The following is an 18,305-nucleotide window of genomic DNA, read 5'->3' on the forward strand; positions in this document are numbered from 1 at the left end:
AAACTTTTCGTCAGGGTTACCGTTCGGTTTGGAAAGACGGTTTGCAAATGGTAAAGCCGGAATCATGACCGGAGAACGAAGCGGACGCCGGAGAATGAAGCGGACATGAGCGCGACAGGCATCATCATCGGCGAGGACGGCAGGAGCCGCTGCCACTGGCACGCCAATCTGCCGGATTATCTCCGCTATCACGACGAGGAATGGGGCCGCCCCGTCACCGACGACATCCGCCTCTTCGAGAAGATCTGCCTCGAGGGCTTCCAGTCGGGCCTTTCCTGGCTGACCATCCTGCGCAAGCGTGAGAACTTCCGCGCCGCCTTCGCCGCCTTCGACTTCGAGAAGGTCGCCCTCTTCGGCGAGGAAGATATCGCTCGCTGCCTTGCAGATGCCGGCATCATCCGCCATCGCGGCAAGATCGTCTCCACGATCAACAACGCCAAGCGCGCGATCGCGCTCCGGGACGAATTCGGCTCGCTCGCCCATTACTTCTGGCGCTACGAGCCCGGCCACAACGAAAGGCCGGCGATCGTCGACCGCGATCATATCGTCGCCAATCCGACGACCCCGACATCCGTGGTCATTTCGAAGGATCTGAAGAAGCGCGGCTGGACCTTTGTCGGCCCGACTACAGTTTATGCCTTCATGCAGGCGATGGGCCTCGTCAACGATCATCTGGAGGGCTGTTACTGCCGGGCCGAGGTCGAGGCGATGCGCGCCGCCCTGGTTCGCCCATGAAAGATCTATCCGTGAGAACATTGATAACAGCCGCTGCCCTGCTCCTCCTGACGGTCCCCGCCATGGCGCAGACGCCGCAGCTCGATCCCGGCGAGAAACTGGAGAAGCTGCAGTTCCCGGCCGTCACCATGCAGCTGCAGGGCTGGACGAAGTTCGGCAACAGCCATGTCTATACGCTGCCGGTGCGCGCCGGCCAGCACGTGAAAATCAGCTTTGCGACGAAGAGCAAGTTCGCCTTCCTGGCGATCTTCGACCTGTCGAAGCCGGATGACGAGGCCTTTTTCGGCACCGACGAGGACGGCACGAGCTTCGAGACGACGGTCAAGGAAAATACCACCTGGCTGCTGCGTCCCTATTATTCCAAGGTCTCGCCGCGCCGCGGCCTCGGCGCCCCCTTCAGCGTCCTGATCGAGCCCTTGGCGGCCGCCCCGCCGCCGCCGCAAAAGCCGGCCGAGCCGGAGCGCCCATCGCTGTTTCCGAAGGCGCCCGCCAAGCAATGAGATAAAAATCTTAAGCGAGCCGGTCGATCAGGTCGCGCAATTCGCCGAGATGGCCGATCTTGCGGAACCGCGGCGCCTCCGTCGGTTCGTCGACATGTTCCAGCACCCAGGTGAGTTCGTGCGGCACGAAGACGCCGTAGCTGCCGGCGGCGATTGCCGGCACGATGTCCGATTTCAGCGAATTGCCGACCATCATCGCCCGCTCCGGCCCGTCCCCGACCTTGGCGAAGATGCGGCGGTAGGTGACGGCTGTTTTGTCGGAGACGATCTCGACCGCATCGAAGAAATCGCCGAGCCCGGATTGGGCGAGCTTGCGCTCCTGATCGAACAGATCGCCCTTGGTGATCATCACAAGCAGATATTTGCCGGCAAGCCCCTCCAGCGTGTCGCGCACATGTGGCATGGTCTCGACCGGATGGGAGAGCAGGTCGCGGCCGGTATCGAGGATCTTGGCGATCACGCCTGCGGGCACCTTGCCCTCGGTGATCTCGATCGCCGTTTCGATCATTGACAGTGTGAAACCCTTGATGCCGAAGCCATAGTGGCGAAGGTTGCGTTTCTCGGCTTCCAGCAGCCGTTCGGAAATCTTCGGTCCTTCGGCGAAATCGGCAAGCAGGCTGGTGAAATGCGCTTCCGTCAGCCGGTAATATTGTTCGTTCTGCCAAAGCGTATCGTCGGCATCGAAGCCGATCGTGGTCAGTGGTCGCGTCGCCATATGCGTACCTCTCGAAATCAGGCCGGCAATCTACCGGCCGCCTGTGTCGAGACAAGGGCGTCGCCTGCGCGGCAAGACGGCGTTGAAAAGCTCCGGCGCCGCACTACATCGAACCTGCCTCACCCTGCAGCCAGCCACGGCTGTGCCTGTCACGCGCAGGCTAATAATCAAAAAATGAAGTTCAGCGGTTCGCAAGCCTCTTGCGGCAGACACAAAGGATTTTTTCGACCATGCGTTACAATCAACTCGGAAATACGGGACTTTTCGTCTCGGAAATCTGCCTGGGCACCATGACCTTCGGCGAAGCCAAACAGGGCAGCATGTGGGGCGCCATCGCCGATGTCGATCAGGATGCCGCCGACCGGATCGTCGAGCGCTCGCTTGGCGCAGGCGTCAATTTCATCGATACGGCCGACGTCTATTCATCCGGCGAGTCCGAAAGGCTGCTCGGCCAGGCGCTGAAGAACCTCGACGTGCCCCGCAAGGACGTGGTCATCGCCACCAAGGTCTACGGCGTCATGGGCGACAAGCCCAACGACCGCGGCGCCTCGCGCGGCCACATCATGGATTCCGTCGAGGCGAGCCTGCAGCGCCTGCAGACCGATCATATCGATCTCTACCAGATCCACGCGACCGATACGGTGACGCCGATCGAGGAGACGCTGCGCGCTCTTGACGATCTCGTTTCCCGCGGTCTCGTGCGCTATATCGGCGTCTCCAACTGGCAGGCTTGGCGTATTTCCAAGGCGCTCGGCCTCTCCGAACGCCGCGGCTTTGCCCGTTTCGAAACCGTGCAGGCCTATTATTCCATCGCCGGCCGCGATCTCGAGCGCGACATCGTGCCGATGATGCAGGAGGAAAAGCTTGGCCTGATGGTCTGGTCGCCGCTCGCCGGCGGTCTGCTCTCCGGCAAATACGGTCCGGGCGCGCCCGGCAACGGCGAGGGCCGCCGCGCCAGTTTCGACTTCCCGCCCGTCGACAAGGACAGGGCCTGGGCCTGCGTCGCCGTCATGCGCGAGGTCGCCGAAAAACACGGCGCCAGCGTCGCCACCGTGGCGCTCGCCTATATCCTCGCCAAGCCTTTCGTCACGACGGTCATCATCGGCGCCAAGCGGGTCGACCAGCTCGACCAGAATCTAGCCGCCGTCAAGCTGAAGCTCGATGAAGACGATTTGAAGAGGCTCGACGAGGTGAGCGCCCTTGCCCCTGAATATCCGGGCTGGATGCTGTCGCGGCAAGGCGCCGGCCGCCGCCCGGCCGATTTCGAGGCGAAGGACTGACATCATCGGCGTTGTGCCACGCCCGTCCGGGTCATGCGAATGGCTGCCCCTTCATCTGCTTGCAGAGGTGCAGGCAGATGAAGGGGCCGCAATCTACTGAGGCTTTTTCAGCGCCTTTTCCTTGGCAAAAACATTCCCGTCCTCAGCGGCACTCTCGACCCAATGTTTTTTCGGATCTTCGAAGAACATGCGGCGCTTGTGCGACTTGGCGAGCTTGTCGTCATAATATGGCTGCCACCACTTGTCGGTGGGATCCAGTTTGCCGACGTTCACCGGGCCGCCCTTCTTGGCGATGTCGTTGATGACGTCGCGGGAATAGAAGTGGCGGAAGACGCGGTCGTATTCGGTGAGATAGATATCGGCAACACGCGTGTCGCCGCGGATCAGCAGCATATTCTCGTCGTTTGCTGTCAGCGACGCACCGGAGAAATTGGCCGATCCGGTGCACACCAGGGGATCGTCCGAGAAGGGATCGACCAGCAGGAACTTGGTGTGGACGTAAAAGACGAAGCCGTCGCCGGACTGGCGTTCCAGCTCTTCCTTCAGGAACCACTTCTCGATCTTGAAGTTCGGGATCGGAACGATCTTCGTCACCTTTTTGCCCGTCGCGTCACGGCCGGTTCGCTCCTCGGTGAGCATCTTCGTCTTTCCAAGGATCGCTCCGTAGGACAGTTCGAGATCGGCCGGATTGGCCTTCCTGGCAGCCTGGACTTCCGCGCTCGGCGGCTGTTCGAGAAGAATGAAGCGCATCGACGTGTCGGTGTCGGCGAGCGCGCTGAGGATTCGTTCGTCCACTTTGAAGGCTGCCGTGAACATCACCGCATTGACTGCATCGGCGGCGCGATGACCGTACCAGTCGAGCATCTTGGGGCTCGGCCGCGGGGAAAAGACCAGTGTCGTTCCCGTCCCGACGGCATTGGCCGGATTGGGCGTCAACGCCATGGCCGCCTCAGTCGCGTCGAAATCATCAGGGTCGGCCTTCAACCCCTCCCAGAGCTGCAGATAGTTTTTCGCCATGTCGCCGTCGGTGACCTTGTGGCCGACATTCGTCTGCCCGAGAAAACCCGAGGGCGTGAAATTGGTGGAACCGGTCCAAACGGAGACCGGAATTTTTCCTTTCTTCAGCCTGACGATGAACTTGTTGTGCGGTGTCTGCGGCCGCGTCCGCTTGAAAAGGATCTGCTCTCCCTTCCAATTCTCAGGCAGTTTCGCATCGGCAATTGCATCCCCGTTCGCCTTGGTGGCGTGATAGACGATCCTGACGTCGACCCCGCGCTCCAGCGCCGCCTTCAGCTCCAGCAATATGCGCTTGAAGGTGAATTCGTAGGCGACGATGCGCAGCGCATCGCCTGCAGGCGTTTCCCTGATGAATTCGATGCAGGCTTCCAGCAGGCCGCGCGACAGAAACGCGACCTCCTTGTTATCGGGATCGTTGTACTCCGCATCCGACAGCGGCTTGTTCCCGAATTTTTCGGCAAAGGCCTGGCTGGCGATGGCGCCGAGATTGAACCAGATGCCGTGCTTGCCGTCGTCGTTTTGTTCGGTGGTGATGGCAAGCGTGGCCGTGTAGCGCGCCTCCAGCTTGGCGATCGGGCCGAACATGGCCGAGATCTCGAATTCGTATTTCGTGCCCGGTGAGGCGCGGTAATCGCTCCACAGAAAGCTCTGGATCGGATGTTGGTTGGTGGGAAAGCGCCCGACCTTGCCCTTCTTGATGACCGGACCGCCCTCTGGAAACAGGTCCACGAACACCTTGAGGCCGGTCAGCCATTCCCACTGTCCATCCGCGACGCGGCGGCGAAAGGCAAAACCGTGAAAGCCCTGCAGAAGGCCTTCATCCATATTCATCGCCAGCAGGATCGCCTTCGTTCCGGCGACGGCAAAAACCTGCAGCTTATTGTCAGGAGAAAATGCATGGACACGCATTGTGAGCAGCCTCCGTTGGGACTCGAGAATGCAACAGGCGAGATATGCGGTGAATGAAATGCGCAGAGAATGGTGCGGATGCGGGCTGGGAACCATCCCTGAGTGCAACTTTAAATATCAAAAGCGATGAGTCAATTGCCGACTTTATCAGCCATCTGGGAACGCCTGATAGATCTGGCGTTCCCCTTTTCATCTGAGATCGGTTACTTGCCGTGGGCCTTGAGCCAGGCGTTCATCTCGGTGATCTCCGCTTCCTGCGCCTTGATCACCGCTTCGGCGAGCTTGCGGATGTCTGGGTCCTTGCCGTATTGAAGCTCGATCTTCGCCACATCGATCGCACCTTGATGGTGAGGGATCATGCCGCGGACGAAATCGACATCGGGATCGCCTGTATATTCGATCATCATATCCTTGTGCATCTTGTCGTTCGCCTCACTGAAGGCATGGCTCGCCGTATCGTGGCTGCCCATCGGCTTGCTCATGTCCATGGGCTTGTCTTCGGCAAGGACGGGAGTGGCAACGACAGTAAGCATTGCGGTGAGGGCGATGATTTTCAGAGACATGAGAGTTCCTTCCTCTGTCTGACAATAGGTTTGCCGGGTGGCTGAGCCACCCGATTGGCATGGATTGCTAGGGTGTCAGGACAGTCGGGGAGGGGGCGCCTGCGGTGTCGGCTTGTCGTCATCCAGGGCGCGGGCAGGTGCTGGGGCAGGATAGCCGAAAACGGACTGTCCGCCATCCGTGACCGTCACCGTCGGCGGCAGCAGAAGACAGGCGGCGCAAACCGGCATATGCGCTGCGTTGCCGCTGGCGCAGGGGTCTTTCATCGGATCGGCCTTGCCTGCCGCCCCAGGCCTATCCATGCCGGCCATTTCATGGTGCATACCGTTTTCGACGGCGACCGGCGCACTCATCGACGCGCATGTCGGACAGCCCGCCCATGCGGACATGGCGCTATAGACCAGCCAGCCGAGAACCATCGTGATGAAAGCGAGCGTGCGCATGATGTTTCATATAAGTGAATGCCGGGCGTAAGCCAATCCGGCTGACGGCGAACATTCGGTGACGGCATCGTTATGCCTCTCACCAGGCGGCAATGACCTTGTGCTCGATCCGATAGTCCCGGCTCTCCTCGCCGAGCGGCGCGACCGGCCATGTCCAAGCCGCCTTTGCCGGCGGCGGCAAAACGCCGTGCAGCAGGTCGGCCTCCTCATGCGTCTTGCCATTGCGGTCGATGACGGCATAGGCGATGTCGGTCACCAGGCAACCGCGGCAGGGCAGCTCGGAAAGTCCGGTGAGATGCGCCGCGATCAGTCTTTCCACGGTATCTTCAGGCAAGCGGCCGGTCTCGGCCTCATAGCGCCGTTTTACACCGCGGCCGATCTGCGACAGGAGATTGGCCGAAACCACGAAATCGAGATAGGGCACCGAGCGCAGGAAGCCGAACGGTTCGGGCTCACGGCCGGCCGCGATCGCGTCATAGCCGGAGAGATCGCGCTCGATCAGCCTAGTATTGCGATAGGTCTTGGCCGCGAGCCACAGGCGCACCGAGGCGAGATGAACGAGATCGACCAGAACGACGGTGTCGAAGCTTTTCGCCAGGTCTTCGATCGGCACATCCCGCAGCAGGCCGGAACCGAGCACGACGGCTGTCCGCTTCTGCCGGAGGTCGGCCGCAGCCGTGCGGATCGCATTACGGCTCATCTCCTCATGTTCGGCCCAATCCACCGCACAGCGTCCGGCCCGCGACCAGAGATTGACGGAATAGCGGATGAATTTTCGATGCGGCTTGCCGGTGAGAGGCATTGTCGCGGCATAGAGAAGCGCCTCGGTGATCATGAGCATATCCGCATTCTGATAGACGCCTCTGCTTCAATCGATTCTGCTTGCGGCTTCAAGACCCTTCGCCCTTGCCGCTCCCCGCCCAATCCGCTAGGAAACCGCCACTGTCACAGTCAGCGGAATTGCCGGAAATGAACGACAAGCAGAAGAAACCGCAAAAGCTCAAGGCCCGCCTGCCGCGCGGCTTCGTCGACCGGACGGCCGCCGATATCCGCGCCGTCAACGAGATGACGGCAAAGATCCGGGAAGTCTATGAGCATTATGGTTTCGATCCTGTGGAAACGCCGCTGTTCGAATATACCGATGCGCTCGGCAAGTTCCTGCCCGACAGCGACCGGCCGAACGAGGGTGTTTTCTCGCTGCAGGACGATGACGAGCAATGGATGTCGCTGCGCTACGACCTGACGGCGCCGCTCGCCCGCCATGTCGCCGAGAATTTCAACGAGATCCAGCTGCCCTACCGCACCTATCGCGCCGGTTACGTCTTCCGCAACGAGAAGCCGGGTCCCGGCCGCTTCCGCCAGTTCATGCAGTTCGATGCCGATACCGTCGGCGCACCTGGTGTCCAGGCCGATGCCGAAATGTGCATGATGATGGCCGACACACTGGAAGCCCTCGGTATCAAGCGTGGCGACTATGTCATCCGCGTCAACAACCGCAAGGTTCTGGATGGCGTGCTGGAGGCGATCGGCCTCGGCGGCGACGACAAGGCCGGCCAGCGGCTCAACGTGCTGCGCGCCATCGACAAGCTCGACAAGTTCGGCCCGGAAGGTGTGGCATTGCTGCTCGGTCCCGGTCGAAAGGATGAATCCGGCGACTTCACCAAGGGTGCCGGGCTCAACCAGGAGCAGATCGACAAGGTGCTGTTTTTCGTCGGCATCAAGAATTATGCCGAAAGCGCCGGGCGCCTGGCTGAGCTCGTTGCCGGAACCTCCAGGGGCGGTGAAGGCGTCGAGGAGCTGAATTTCATTGGTGCGCTGGTCACCAGCGCCGGTTACGGCTCCGACCGCATCAAGATCGATCCCTCCGTCGTCCGTGGCCTCGAATATTATACCGGCCCGGTCTACGAGGCCGAACTCTCCTTCGACGTCACCAATGAAAAGGGTGAAAAGGTCGTCTTCGGTTCGGTCGGCGGCGGCGGCCGTTATGACGGTCTTGTCTCCCGCTTTATGGGTCAGCCGGTTCCGGCGACGGGCTTCTCGATCGGCGTCTCCCGCCTGATGACGGCGCTGAAGAACCTCGGCAAGCTCGGTGCCAGCGACGTCATCGAGCCGGTGTTGGTCACCGTCATGGACGGCGATGTCGAGGCGATGGGCCGTTATCAGAAGATGACGCAGCAATTGCGCGCCGCCGGCATCCGCGCCGAGATGTTCCAGGGCAACTGGAAGAAATTCGGTAACCAGCTGAAATATGCCGACCGCCGCGGCTGCCCCGTCGCCATCATCCAGGGCGGCGACGAGCGCGCCGAAGGTGTCGTGCAGATCAAGGATCTGATCGAAGGCAAGCGGCTCTCCGGCGAGATCGAGGACAATGCCAGCTGGCGCGAGGCGCGTGTGGCGCAGGCGACGGCGCCGGAAGCCGACCTCGTCGCCAAGGTGAAGGAAATCCTTGCCGCGCAGGCCGAGGATCGGAAAAGGGCTAGCTCCGGTTTCGAAACTTCATATGATCCCGCTCAAGCCGGTGACACAGATGACGACATTTGAGAGAGATCTCCCCTTCGCCCCTCGGGGAGAAGGTGGCCCGAAGGGTCGGATGAGGGGGCGCCACGGCAGAAGCTGTCCTTCGCTCGCCGCTCAGGACATTCGTCGGTTACACTCCTCATCCCCCTCATCTGCCCTGTCGGGCATCTTCTCCCCGCTGGGGAGAAGAGGGAAGTCAAGCCAATGCCCCTGATCAACCTCCCCGAATTCGCGGGCGACCTGCTGGCCGAATTTACAGCGCGCAATGCCGAGCGCATCGATACGCCTGTCATTCAGCCGGCCGAACCTTTCCTCGATATCGCCGGCGAAGATCTGCGCCGCCGCATCTTCATGACGGAGAGCGAAACCGGCGCCAGCCTCTGCCTGCGTCCCGAATTCACCATCCCCGTCTGCCTGCGCCACATCGAGACCGCCACAGGCACGCCGAAGCGTTACGCTTATCTCGGCGAGGTTTTCCGCCAGCGCCGCGACGGCGCCAATGAATTCTATCAGGCCGGCATCGAGGATCTCGGTGATATCGACCTGTCTAACGCCGACGCCCGCGCCATCGGCGATGCCACCGGCATTCTCGGCCGGCTGCTGCCGGGCCGGCGCCTGTCGGTGACGCTTGGCGACCAGGCGGTGTTCGAGGCCGTTGTTCAGGCGCTCGGCCTGCAGCTCGGCTGGCAGAAGCGCCTGATCCATGCCTTCGGCAACATGACGCAACTGGAAGCGTTGCTGGCCGGTCTCGTCAGCCCGCAATTCGTCACCGGGCTGGACGACGATATTGCCAGGCTGGTCGCCTCTGGCGACGAGCAGGCGCTGGTCGTCCATCTCGAGCGGGAGATGCAGAAGACCGGCTATTCGACGAATGCCGGCCGCTCGCCCCTGGAGATCGCCCGGCGCCTCAAGGAAAAGCTCATCCTGTCCGAAACGCGCCTCGACGATGCGGCCTTCCATGTGCTGGAAGAGTTCCTGTCGCTCGACGTGCCGCTCGTCAATGCGTCGGCGGCGCTGGCCGGTTTCGCCGATGCTGCCGGCCTGAAACTCGGCAACGCGCTCGCCCGCTTCAATGGCCGCGTTGCAGCACTTTCCAACGCTGGCGTCGATCTTTCCTGCCTCGATTACCGCGCCGCTTTCGGACGGCCGCTCGACTATTACACCGGCCTCGTCTTCGAGGTGACGGCGGAAGGCTCGAGCGCGGTTCTGGCCGGCGGCGGCCGCTTCGACCGGCTGTTGACCTTCCTCGGCGCAACGGACCGCATTCCGGCCGTCGGCTTCTCCTTCTGGCTCGACCGCATCGAAACCGAAAGGGCAGCCGTATGACCATCACCATCGCGCTTCCCTCCAAGGGTCGGATGAAGGACGACGCTTCGGCGATCTTCGAGCGGGCCGGCATGCCGATAACGGCTGTTGGCAACGACCGCTCCTATCGCGGCCGGGTCGAAGGCTGGGACGATATCGAAGTCGCCTTCCTGTCGGCCTCCGAAATCTCCCGCGAACTGGGCAGCGGCACCGTCGATTTCGGCGTCACCGGCGAGGATCTGATGCGGGAAGGTTTTGCCGAAGTCGACAAACGCGTCGAATTCTGCGCCCGCCTCGGCTTCGGCCATGCCGATGTGGTGGTTGCGGTGCCGGAGATCTGGCTGGACGTCGACACCATGGCCGATCTCGGCGATGTCGCCGCCGATTTCCGCGCCCGCCATTCCAGGCGCCTGGCTATCGCCACCAAATACTGGCGGCTGACCCAGCAGTTCTTTTCGAGCCAGCACGGCATCCAGCTTTATCGCATCGTCGAAAGCCTGGGCGCCACCGAGGGTGCTCCCGCCGCAGGCTCGGCCGATATCATCGTCGATATCACCTCCACCGGCTCGACGCTGCGCGCCAACCACCTGAAGGTGCTCCAGGATGGCGTCATCCTGCATTCGCAGGCCTGCCTCGTGCGCGCCCGCAAGGAGAGCCATGCGGACGAACCGGCGGTCCAGGCGATCATCGACGCGGTGCGCGCCGCCCTCTGATCCCGGTCATCAAGGCGCAAGAAAACCCGCCGTCGGGTGACGGCGGGTTTTCGCATTTATGGGAGGATGTCTGCTGGTATCAGGCGGCTGCGTAGACGCCGCGGCGTGCGTCGATCGAATAGGCACCGGCACCGACGGTGGCGAGCAGGATGTACGCGCCGGCCAGCGTGATATTCTTCATGACCATGATCTGGTTGAGAATGTTCACGAGTTCCGTGCCACTCGCGTAAGGCAGGTGGAAGGCAATACCCGTGAAGACACAGAAGGCGGCGAGCAGCCAGCCGGCAATGCGGACCTGGAAGCCGGTGAGAACCGCAAGGCCGGCCAGCAGTTCGAAAAGGCCTGCGACATAGGCCAGCAGGGTTGCTGCCGGCAGGCCGGCACCGGCGATCATGCCCGCCGTACCGGCAGGATCGGTGAGCTTCATGAAGCCGGAAAGGATGAACATGAAAGACAGAAGAATGCGGGCAATCAGGATGATGACGTTGGACATGGATGTTGTCTCCGTTTGAAGGACTCTGGAGATCTGGGTGCCCCGGCACCGGATGGATCTCGGATGTCACCTATGTCGCCTTTTTCTTCCGTGATGGAAAGATAAACGGAAGCGGACAGTTCGTTCAACAATATGGAACGATGTCCTGCCGCCGTCGCTTGCTTTTCACAAACCCGGTCTTTTATGGTCGGCTGAACATGGAGGCCCCGATGGCAGATCTTTCCGCATTTCCGATCACGGCGCGCTGGCCGGCGAAAAATTCCGACATCATCCAGCTCTATTCCCTGCAGACACCGAATGGGGTGAAGATATCCGTCGCCCTCGAAGAGCTCGGCCTCGCCTATGAGCCGCATTATGTTTCCTTCGCCGCCAACGAGCAGAAGTCGCCGGAATTCGAATCTCTCAACCCGAACGGCCGCATTCCGGCGATCATCGATCCGAACGGGCCGGGCGGCAAGCCGATCGGCCTGTTCGAATCCGGCGCCATCCTGCTTTATCTCGCGGAAAAAACCGGCAAGCTCATCCCCGATGATGCTGCCGGCCGCTACGAATGCATCCAGTGGGTGTTTTTCCAGATGGCGGGCATCGGCCCGATGTTCGGCCAGTTCGGGCATTTCTACAAATTCGCCGCCGACAAGGTCGCCAACAATTCCTATCCGGTGGAGCGCTATCGCGACGAGTCCAAACGTCTGCTCGGCGTGCTCGAAGACCGGCTGAAAGGCCGCCAGTGGATCATGGGCGATCTCTATACGATCGCCGACATCACCACCTTCACCTGGGTGCGCGGCGCCGACATCTTCTATGGCGGCCGCGAGGTTCTCGAATACGCGAAATTCCCCGCCGTCTCGGACTGGCTGGAACGCTGCATCGCCCGTCCGGCCAGTGCCAGGGGGCTCAACATACCCGTCAAGCCGGAGTAACGAGCGGATCAGTTGGAAAGCACAAAGGCCGCCTTCGAGGCGGCCTTTTATCTTAATTTCAGCCTCACTGCCGGCTTGTGATCTGCCTGGCGCCTTCGAGCTTGAAGCGGGGAAAGATGAAGACGCCGGACATGCTGCCGCTGTATTTCTCCTCGAGCCCATTCGACTCGCCCATGCAGAACAGCGGCTGGCGCAAGCCGTTCGGCATGATGATCGTCGTCGAAAAACAGAAGGAGGAGCAGAGGGTCGCCGCCTGCTCGAACAGCTCCAATACGTGGCTGCGGTCCTTGCTGTCGTAGCAGCGGATCAGGCTTAACAGGCCGCAGTCCCGTGCGGAAAGGCCGTGCAGCATCGTGCTCCATTCGCCGAGACGGAGCATGCCGCTCGACAGATCGCCGGTCCAGGCTTCGGAAATGGAAAACTGCGCCACCATCTCGTCATTTTGACTATGGTGGTCCAGCGAGCCGGGCATCAAAGGTACGGCTGCATTGGCTTTGGCGATCTTAAACAAGGCGTTCCCCCGTTCGCATGCGGCTCCTCCGCCGCACGCTCGGCAAACACAAAGAAACAGGATCATGTCGCTGCGGGCATGATGCCCGCCGCATCCGGCGATCGTTGACACGACGATCAGGCCTTCGGAACCCGAACGCCCACCTTTCGCGCTCCGGCCTCGTCTGATGGTGAGATCTCGCCCGGCGCGCTTCAATTGCAGCGCGGATTTATAGGGGCTTTTGGACAAACGGCAATGGCTTTTTAAGGGGTATTCGGATCGGCACCATGTCCTGAGATGCTCGCATCTTCGAGCCGTTTGCGAAAATCATCGCCAGAAGATCGTCCTCACGGGCTTTGCAAGCCTTTCCATCCCATAGGAAGCCGGAAATACTGCCGCGACATCGCGATCTCTCGGTGAACGAAAGAGACGCAGCGCCGCAAGTTTCGCGCAAGCTTCGCGTCCGGGACCTGCGATACGGAGCCAGTTAAACGTTTTATCTGCCGAATCGGACGCCCATGCATCGAATCGCTACCGCCTAACCCAAGGCGCGGTGGCTTAAAAGAAAAGGGCGACCCGAGGGCCGCCCTTCCTGTTCCGGATACCGGAATGAACGATGCTGTGAAAGGCCCTTGGCCTATCACATCATGTCCATACCGCCCATGCCGCCCATGCCGCCCGGCATGCCGGCAGGGGCATCCTTCTTCGGCAGTTCGGCGATCATGGCTTCGGTGGTGATCAGCAGCGATGCGACAGAAGCAGCGTTCTGCAGCGCCGTGCGAACGACCTTGAGCGGGTCGACGATACCCATGGCGATCATGTCGCCATATTCGGATGTCTGGGCGTTGTAGCCGAAGTTGTCTTCGTTCTTGTCGAGGACCTTGCCGACAACGATCGAGGCTTCGTCGCCTGCGTTTTCAGCGATCTGACGAACGAGCGACTGCAGGGCGCGGCGAACGATGTTGATGCCGGCTTCCTGGTCGTCGTTTGCACCCTTGACGGTGATCTTCGTGGAGGAGCGGAGCAGAGCGATACCGCCGCCGGGGACGATACCTTCCTGAACGGCAGCGCGGGTCGCGTTGAGCGCGTCGTCGATGCGATCCTTCTTTTCCTTCACTTCAACTTCCGTCGAGCCGCCGACGCGGATGACGGCAACGCCGCCGGCGAGCTTGGCAAGACGTTCCTGCAGCTTCTCGCGGTCGTAGTCGGAGGTGGTTTCTTCGATCTGGGCCTTGATCTGGGCAACACGGCCTTCGATGTCGGACTTGGCGCCCGAACCGTCGACGATCGTGGTGTTTTCCTTCGAGATCGAAACCTTCTTCGCACGGCCGAGCATGTCGAGCGTGACGCTTTCGAGCTTGATGCCGAGGTCTTCGGAGATGACAGTGCCGCCCGTCAGGATGGCGATGTCTTCGAGCATGGCCTTGCGGCGATCGCCGAAGCCAGGAGCCTTGACGGCAGCAATCTTCAGGCCGCCGCGCAGCTTGTTGACGACGAGCGTTGCAAGAGCTTCGCCTTCGACGTCTTCAGCGATGATGAGGAGCGGCTTGCCGGTCTGAACGACGGCTTCGAGAACCGGGAGCATCGACTGCAGGTTCGAGAGCTTCTTCTCGTGAAGGAGAATGAAGACGTCTTCGAGGTCGGCGATCATCTTTTCCGGGTTGGTCACGAAGTAGGGGCTGAGGTAGCCGCGGTCGAACTGCATGCCTTCGACGACTTCGAGTTCGGTTTCGGCGGTCTTGGCTTCTTCAACCGTGATGACGCCTTCGTTGCCGACCTTCTGCATGGCTTCAGCAATGTCGAGACCGACCTGCTTGTCGCCGTTGGCAGAGATCGTGCCGACCTGTGCAACTTCTTCCGAGGTGGAGATCTTCTTGGCCTTGGCCTGGAGATCCTTCACGACGTCGGCAACAGCGAGGTCGATGCCGCGCTTCAGGTCCATCGGGTTCATGCCGGCTGCAACGGCCTTGTTGCCTTCGCGAACGATCGCCTGGGCAAGAACGGTTGCAGTCGTGGTGCCGTCGCCGGCGATGTCGTTGGTCTTCGAAGCAACTTCGCGGACCATCTGGGCGCCCATGTTTTCGAACTTGTCTTCGAGTTCGATTTCCTTGGCGACCGAAACGCCGTCCTTGGTGATGCGCGGAGCGCCGAAGGACTTGTCGATGATGACGTTACGGCCCTTCGGGCCGAGCGTTACCTTGACTGCATCGGCGAGAATGTCGACGCCACGCAGCATCTTTTCGCGCGCGGTGCGACCAAACTTGATTTCTTTAGATGCCATGATTGAAACTCCTCAATTCGAGTGTCCGGGTTCTCGGAAAGGCCAGCGGCTGATCAGCCGATGATGCCCATAATGTCGGCTTCCTTCATGATCAGAAGGTCTTCGCCGTCGATCTTGACTTCGGTGCCGGACCACTTGCCGAACAGAATGCGGTCGCCGGCCTTGACGTCGAGTGCGACGACCTTGCCGGATTCATCGCGCGCGCCGGAGCCGACGGCGACGATTTCGCCTTCCTGCGGCTTTTCCTTGGCGGTATCGGGAATGATGATGCCACCCTTGGTCTTGGCTTCGGACTCAACGCGGCGAACGACGACGCGGTCGTGAAGGGGGCGGAAGTTGGTGCTTGCCATTGTCTAATCCCTCGATCGAATGACATTCGCAGGCCGGAGCGGCCCACATGGATAGATGTTAGCACTCCCTTGCGGTGAGTGCTAGCGACGAGCATTTAGGGATGGCTCCGTAAGGAGTCAATGAGAGCAATCACGAATTTTTGTGCCGGAATTGTGAAGAGGCTGAGAATAATCGGAATGCGGCCGAACCATACGGTGGTCGAAATTTGCGGGCTCGCCGCCGCAACCATCTCCGCTTCAGGATCGGATCGTGAAAAACCGCCGCCCATCCGCGCCCGGCAGCGAAGAAAATGCCTTGCCATCGCCTTGCGCCTTTGCAATGTCACCGGTGACTGAAGCAAATCGGGAAATCGGAATGGCCAGGCGGATAGAGAACTTCTCGGAGATAACAGATCACTATGACGTGGTGCTCTGCGATGTCTGGGGCGTCGTTCACAACGGCGTCGATCCGTTTCCGAAGGCGGCCGCTGCCCTCGAAGCGGCACGCGCAAGCGGGGTCGCCGTCGTCCTCATCACCAATTCGCCGCGCCTTTCCTGGCAGGTGGTCGAGCAGTTGCGTCAGATCGGTGTGCCCGACAGCGCCTATGACAGGATCGTCACGTCGGGGGACGTGACGCGCGGGCTGATTTCCGAGGGCCCGAAGACGGTCTTCCTGCTTGGCCCTGAGCGCGACAAGGCGCTTCTCGAAGGCATTGGCGTCGAGCGCCGGCCGGCCGGCGAAGCGCAATCGCTCGTCTGCACCGGCTTTTTCGACGACGAGACTGAGAAGCCGGAGGATTACACCGACATGCTTCTCGACTTCAAAGCCCGCGAGGTGCCGATGATCTGCGCCAATCCCGACCTCGTCGTCGAGCGCGGCCATCGCATCATCCCCTGCGCCGGCGCCATGGCCGCCTATTATGAGCAGCTTGGCGGCAGCACCCGCATCGCCGGAAAGCCGCATCGGCCGATTTACGAGGCGACGCTGGCCGCTGCCCGCGAGCTTCGCGGCGATTTCCCCGCCGACCGGGTGCTGGCGATCGGCGACGGCATGCCGACCGATGTGCGCGGCGCCTTGAATTACGGCCTCGACCTTCTTTACATCAGCGGCGGTATCCACGCCAAGGAATACACCCTGAACGGCGAAACCGACGAGGCGATCCTGAACGCCTATCTCGAACGGGAAAAAGCCGCGCCGAAGTGGTGGATGCCACGCCTTGCATGAAGAGAAGCCAGCCGATGACCGTCTTCCACCGCAATGAAACCCGGGAACCCCTACCCGCCCATCTGAAGGGCGGCGTCATTGCCATCGGCAATTTCGACGGCGTGCATCGTGGCCACCAGTCGGTGCTGAATCGCGCGCTCGAAATCTCCGAGGCGCGCGGTATCCCCGCTTTGGTGCTGACCTTCGAGCCGCATCCGCGTACGGTCTTTCGGCCGCAGGCGCCGGTCTTCCGCCTGACGCCCGCGCCGCTCAAGGCCCGCATCCTGGAGGCGCTGGGTTTCAGCGCCGTCATCGAATATCCCTTCGACTACGAATTCTCGCAGCGCTCGGCCGATGATTTCATCCATTCGATCCTCAAGGATTGGCTCGGCGCCTCCGAAGTCGTCACCGGCTTCGATTTCCATTTCGGCCGCGGTCGCGAGGGCGGTCCGGCCTTCCTCATGAATGCCGGCCAGACCTATGGCTTCGGCGTTACCTTGATCGATGCCTTCCGCGATGAAAACGCCGACGTCGTCTCGTCGAGCCACATCCGCGCGCTCCTGAAGGAGGGCAATGTCAGCGAAGTCGCCGGCATGCTGGGCTACCGCTATACGGTGGAAGCCGAGGTGATCGATGGCGAGAAACTCGGCCGGCAGCTCGGTTTCCCCACGGCCAATATGCGCCTGCCGCCGGAGGTTGATCTCGCCGCCGGCATCTACGCCGTCCGTTTCCGCCTTGCGGACGGCACGCTCCACGACGCAGTCGCAAGCTATGGCCGCCGCCCGACGGTGACGGAAAACGGCGCGCCGCTGCTCGAAACCTATCTTTTCGACTTCAGCGGCGATCTCTACGGCCAGCTCTGCGCCGTCTCCTTCTTCGGCTATATCAGACCCGAGCTGAAATTCGACGGCCTCGATCCGCTGGTCGCCCAGATCAAACGCGACGAGGAAGAGGCGAGGGCGCTGCTATCGGGTGTCAGCCCGCTCGGCGCGCTTGATGGGAAACTGTGCTTTTCCTGAGTGCCTTGAGTTATTTCCGGCTCAACGGAAATTGACCGGGATCGTTGGTCCATGGATCGAAGATTGCCGCGCCGGAGAAGCGCGTATCTCTGACGTTGCGGGTGACCAGATAGAGATTGTGCTCGATTGCCGTGGCCGCCAGCATCGTATCGACAACCGACGGCGCATGTCCGGTCCTGAGTTTCACGCGTCCCGAAATGACGCCCCAATGCCTGACGGCTGCGTCGCTCAACGAAAGAACACGTTGCGAAAACCTCTCCTCCAGTGCATCGCGGGAGGCCGCATAGCGATAGCGGTTCTGATCGTCCTCAGGCAGGTTTTCGATGCCTTTGTCATATTCCGCCAGCGTGAGAATGCTGATGAACATCCCCTCCTCGTCTTGAGCCGTAGCCCAGGATTTGACGGAGGGTGCGCCGTTCGGATTGATCAGCGCCGCAATGACATTGGTATCGAGCAGCCAGCCGATCACAGCTCGGCATCTCGCCCGGAATCGGCCTCTCGCTCAAGGTCGAGCTCTTTGAGATCTAGGCTCTCCATGAAGGCGACCAAAGGCTTCTTAGGCTCGGCTTTGGTCAACTGGTCGAGTTCTTCGACGCTGATGACGACGACGCTGTCCCGGCCGCGAACCGTCACGCGCTGTGGTCCTTCGCTGTGGGCGCGGCGAACCACCTCGCTGAAGCGCGCTTTCGCGTCCTCGAGCTTCCAGCTTTGCTTCGTCACTTTTTTCATGCGTCTATGCCCGCGACAGAAACTGGTCAGATAGTCAGATCATACCGCATGCTGCAAGCGTTTTCCAGCCACCTGCCTTCTTCAGAGAATGCATTTGCGGCAATTCCCGCCACCGATGAGGATTGCCGGCGCGCGAATTCTTCTC

At 61.1% G+C, this 18,305-nt stretch carries 21 protein-coding genes; 9 read left to right on the plus strand and 12 right to left on the minus strand.

Annotation, left to right across the window (positions count from 1 at the left end; all coding sequences use genetic code 11):
- Positions 1-105 precede the first annotated feature (105 nt).
- Positions 106-735, plus strand: coding sequence for a DNA-3-methyladenine glycosylase I (locus tag QMO82_RS27220; protein ID WP_183605820.1), 630 nt, complete (start codon positions 106-108; stop codon positions 733-735).
- The gene (locus tag QMO82_RS27225) at positions 732-1,235 is read left to right on the plus strand and encodes a hypothetical protein (RefSeq protein ID WP_183605821.1); all 504 of its coding nucleotides are present in this window, start codon (positions 732-734) and stop codon (positions 1,233-1,235) included. Before QMO82_RS27220 ends, QMO82_RS27225 begins: the two co-directional genes overlap by 4 nt.
- A gap of 10 nt (positions 1,236-1,245) precedes the next feature.
- Here the strand turns inward: QMO82_RS27225 and QMO82_RS27230 are convergent, their stop codons facing one another.
- Positions 1,246-1,950: an HAD family hydrolase gene (locus QMO82_RS27230; RefSeq protein WP_183605822.1), complete on the minus strand. Its 705-nt coding sequence runs from the start codon at positions 1,948-1,950 to the stop codon at positions 1,246-1,248.
- 230 nt (positions 1,951-2,180) lie between these two features.
- On the opposite strand from QMO82_RS27230, the gene QMO82_RS27235 reads away from it, so the two are divergent.
- On the plus strand, positions 2,181-3,230 hold the full coding sequence (locus QMO82_RS27235; RefSeq protein ID WP_183605823.1) for an aldo/keto reductase: 1,050 nt from the start codon (positions 2,181-2,183) through the stop codon (positions 3,228-3,230).
- A 93-nt stretch (positions 3,231-3,323) separates the two neighbouring features.
- On the opposite strand, the gene QMO82_RS27240 is transcribed toward QMO82_RS27235, so the two are convergent.
- From QMO82_RS27240 to QMO82_RS27255, 4 genes are all read right to left on the minus strand, one after another.
- On the minus strand, positions 3,324-5,156 hold the full coding sequence (locus QMO82_RS27240) for a phospholipase D-like domain-containing protein (protein ID WP_183605824.1): 1,833 nt from the start codon (positions 5,154-5,156) through the stop codon (positions 3,324-3,326).
- Between the two features lie 203 nt (positions 5,157-5,359).
- Positions 5,360-5,719, minus strand: a complete 360-nt coding sequence (locus tag QMO82_RS27245; protein WP_183605825.1) for a DUF305 domain-containing protein — start codon at positions 5,717-5,719, stop codon at positions 5,360-5,362.
- Between the two features lie 75 nt (positions 5,720-5,794).
- The gene (locus tag QMO82_RS27250) at positions 5,795-6,160 is read right to left on the minus strand and encodes a hypothetical protein (RefSeq protein ID WP_183605826.1); all 366 of its coding nucleotides are present in this window, start codon (positions 6,158-6,160) and stop codon (positions 5,795-5,797) included.
- A gap of 79 nt (positions 6,161-6,239) precedes the next feature.
- Complete coding sequence (locus QMO82_RS27255; RefSeq protein WP_183605827.1) at positions 6,240-7,001, minus strand: hypothetical protein; 762 nt, start codon at positions 6,999-7,001, stop codon at positions 6,240-6,242.
- Between the two features lie 128 nt (positions 7,002-7,129).
- On the opposite strand from QMO82_RS27255, the gene hisS reads away from it, so the two are divergent.
- From hisS to hisG, 3 genes are all read left to right on the plus strand, one after another.
- Complete coding sequence (gene hisS / locus QMO82_RS27260) at positions 7,130-8,701, plus strand: histidine--tRNA ligase (protein WP_183605828.1); 1,572 nt, start codon at positions 7,130-7,132, stop codon at positions 8,699-8,701.
- A gap of 180 nt (positions 8,702-8,881) precedes the next feature.
- Positions 8,882-10,003 (plus strand): ATP phosphoribosyltransferase regulatory subunit, encoded by a 1,122-nt coding sequence (locus QMO82_RS27265; protein WP_183605829.1) that lies wholly within the window; start codon positions 8,882-8,884, stop codon positions 10,001-10,003.
- Complete coding sequence (hisG, locus tag QMO82_RS27270; protein WP_183605830.1) at positions 10,000-10,695, plus strand: ATP phosphoribosyltransferase; 696 nt, start codon at positions 10,000-10,002, stop codon at positions 10,693-10,695. Before QMO82_RS27265 ends, hisG begins: the two co-directional genes overlap by 4 nt.
- 79 nt (positions 10,696-10,774) lie before the next feature.
- Here the strand turns inward: hisG and QMO82_RS27275 are convergent, their stop codons facing one another.
- Positions 10,775-11,188 carry a DoxX family protein gene (locus QMO82_RS27275; protein WP_183605831.1) on the minus strand — a complete coding sequence of 138 codons (414 nt, stop codon included), beginning with the start codon at positions 11,186-11,188 and terminating at the stop codon, positions 10,775-10,777.
- A 209-nt stretch (positions 11,189-11,397) separates the two neighbouring features.
- On the opposite strand from QMO82_RS27275, the gene QMO82_RS27280 reads away from it, so the two are divergent.
- Entirely contained in the window at positions 11,398-12,108 is a 711-nt protein-coding gene (locus tag QMO82_RS27280) for a glutathione binding-like protein (protein WP_183605832.1), read from the plus strand.
- A gap of 64 nt (positions 12,109-12,172) precedes the next feature.
- On the opposite strand, the gene QMO82_RS27285 is transcribed toward QMO82_RS27280, so the two are convergent.
- The 4 genes from QMO82_RS27285 to QMO82_RS27300 form a co-directional block, all read right to left on the minus strand.
- Positions 12,173-12,619, minus strand: coding sequence for a hypothetical protein (locus QMO82_RS27285; RefSeq protein ID WP_183605833.1), 447 nt, complete (start codon positions 12,617-12,619; stop codon positions 12,173-12,175).
- 619 nt (positions 12,620-13,238) lie between these two features.
- Positions 13,239-14,879, minus strand: coding sequence for a chaperonin GroEL (gene groL, locus QMO82_RS27290; RefSeq protein WP_183605834.1), 1,641 nt, complete (start codon positions 14,877-14,879; stop codon positions 13,239-13,241).
- Positions 14,880-14,932: 53 nt separating this feature from the next.
- Positions 14,933-15,229: a co-chaperone GroES gene (groES, locus tag QMO82_RS27295; protein ID WP_003545797.1), complete on the minus strand. Its 297-nt coding sequence runs from the start codon at positions 15,227-15,229 to the stop codon at positions 14,933-14,935.
- 95 nt (positions 15,230-15,324) lie between these two features.
- On the minus strand, positions 15,325-15,531 hold the full coding sequence (locus QMO82_RS27300; RefSeq protein WP_183605835.1) for a hypothetical protein: 207 nt from the start codon (positions 15,529-15,531) through the stop codon (positions 15,325-15,327).
- Positions 15,532-15,584: 53 nt separating this feature from the next.
- On the opposite strand from QMO82_RS27300, the gene QMO82_RS27305 reads away from it, so the two are divergent.
- Positions 15,585-16,433 carry a TIGR01459 family HAD-type hydrolase gene (locus QMO82_RS27305; protein ID WP_183605836.1) on the plus strand — a complete coding sequence of 283 codons (849 nt, stop codon included), beginning with the start codon at positions 15,585-15,587 and terminating at the stop codon, positions 16,431-16,433.
- A 14-nt stretch (positions 16,434-16,447) separates the two neighbouring features.
- Positions 16,448-17,431: a bifunctional riboflavin kinase/FAD synthetase gene (locus tag QMO82_RS27310; RefSeq protein WP_183606639.1), complete on the plus strand. Its 984-nt coding sequence runs from the start codon at positions 16,448-16,450 to the stop codon at positions 17,429-17,431.
- 10 nt (positions 17,432-17,441) lie between these two features.
- On the opposite strand, the gene QMO82_RS27315 is transcribed toward QMO82_RS27310, so the two are convergent.
- Both QMO82_RS27315 and QMO82_RS27320 read right to left on the minus strand, forming a co-directional pair.
- On the minus strand, positions 17,442-17,900 hold the full coding sequence (locus tag QMO82_RS27315) for a type II toxin-antitoxin system VapC family toxin (protein WP_183605837.1): 459 nt from the start codon (positions 17,898-17,900) through the stop codon (positions 17,442-17,444).
- The gene (locus QMO82_RS27320) at positions 17,897-18,160 is read right to left on the minus strand and encodes a type II toxin-antitoxin system Phd/YefM family antitoxin (RefSeq protein ID WP_183605838.1); all 264 of its coding nucleotides are present in this window, start codon (positions 18,158-18,160) and stop codon (positions 17,897-17,899) included. The genes QMO82_RS27315 and QMO82_RS27320 overlap by 4 nt, the downstream gene beginning before the upstream one ends.
- Positions 18,161-18,305 lie beyond the last annotated feature (145 nt).

It is taken from the genome of Rhizobium sp. BT04 (genome assembly GCF_030053135.1).
GTDB lineage: Bacteria > Pseudomonadota > Alphaproteobacteria > Rhizobiales > Rhizobiaceae > Rhizobium > Rhizobium binxianense.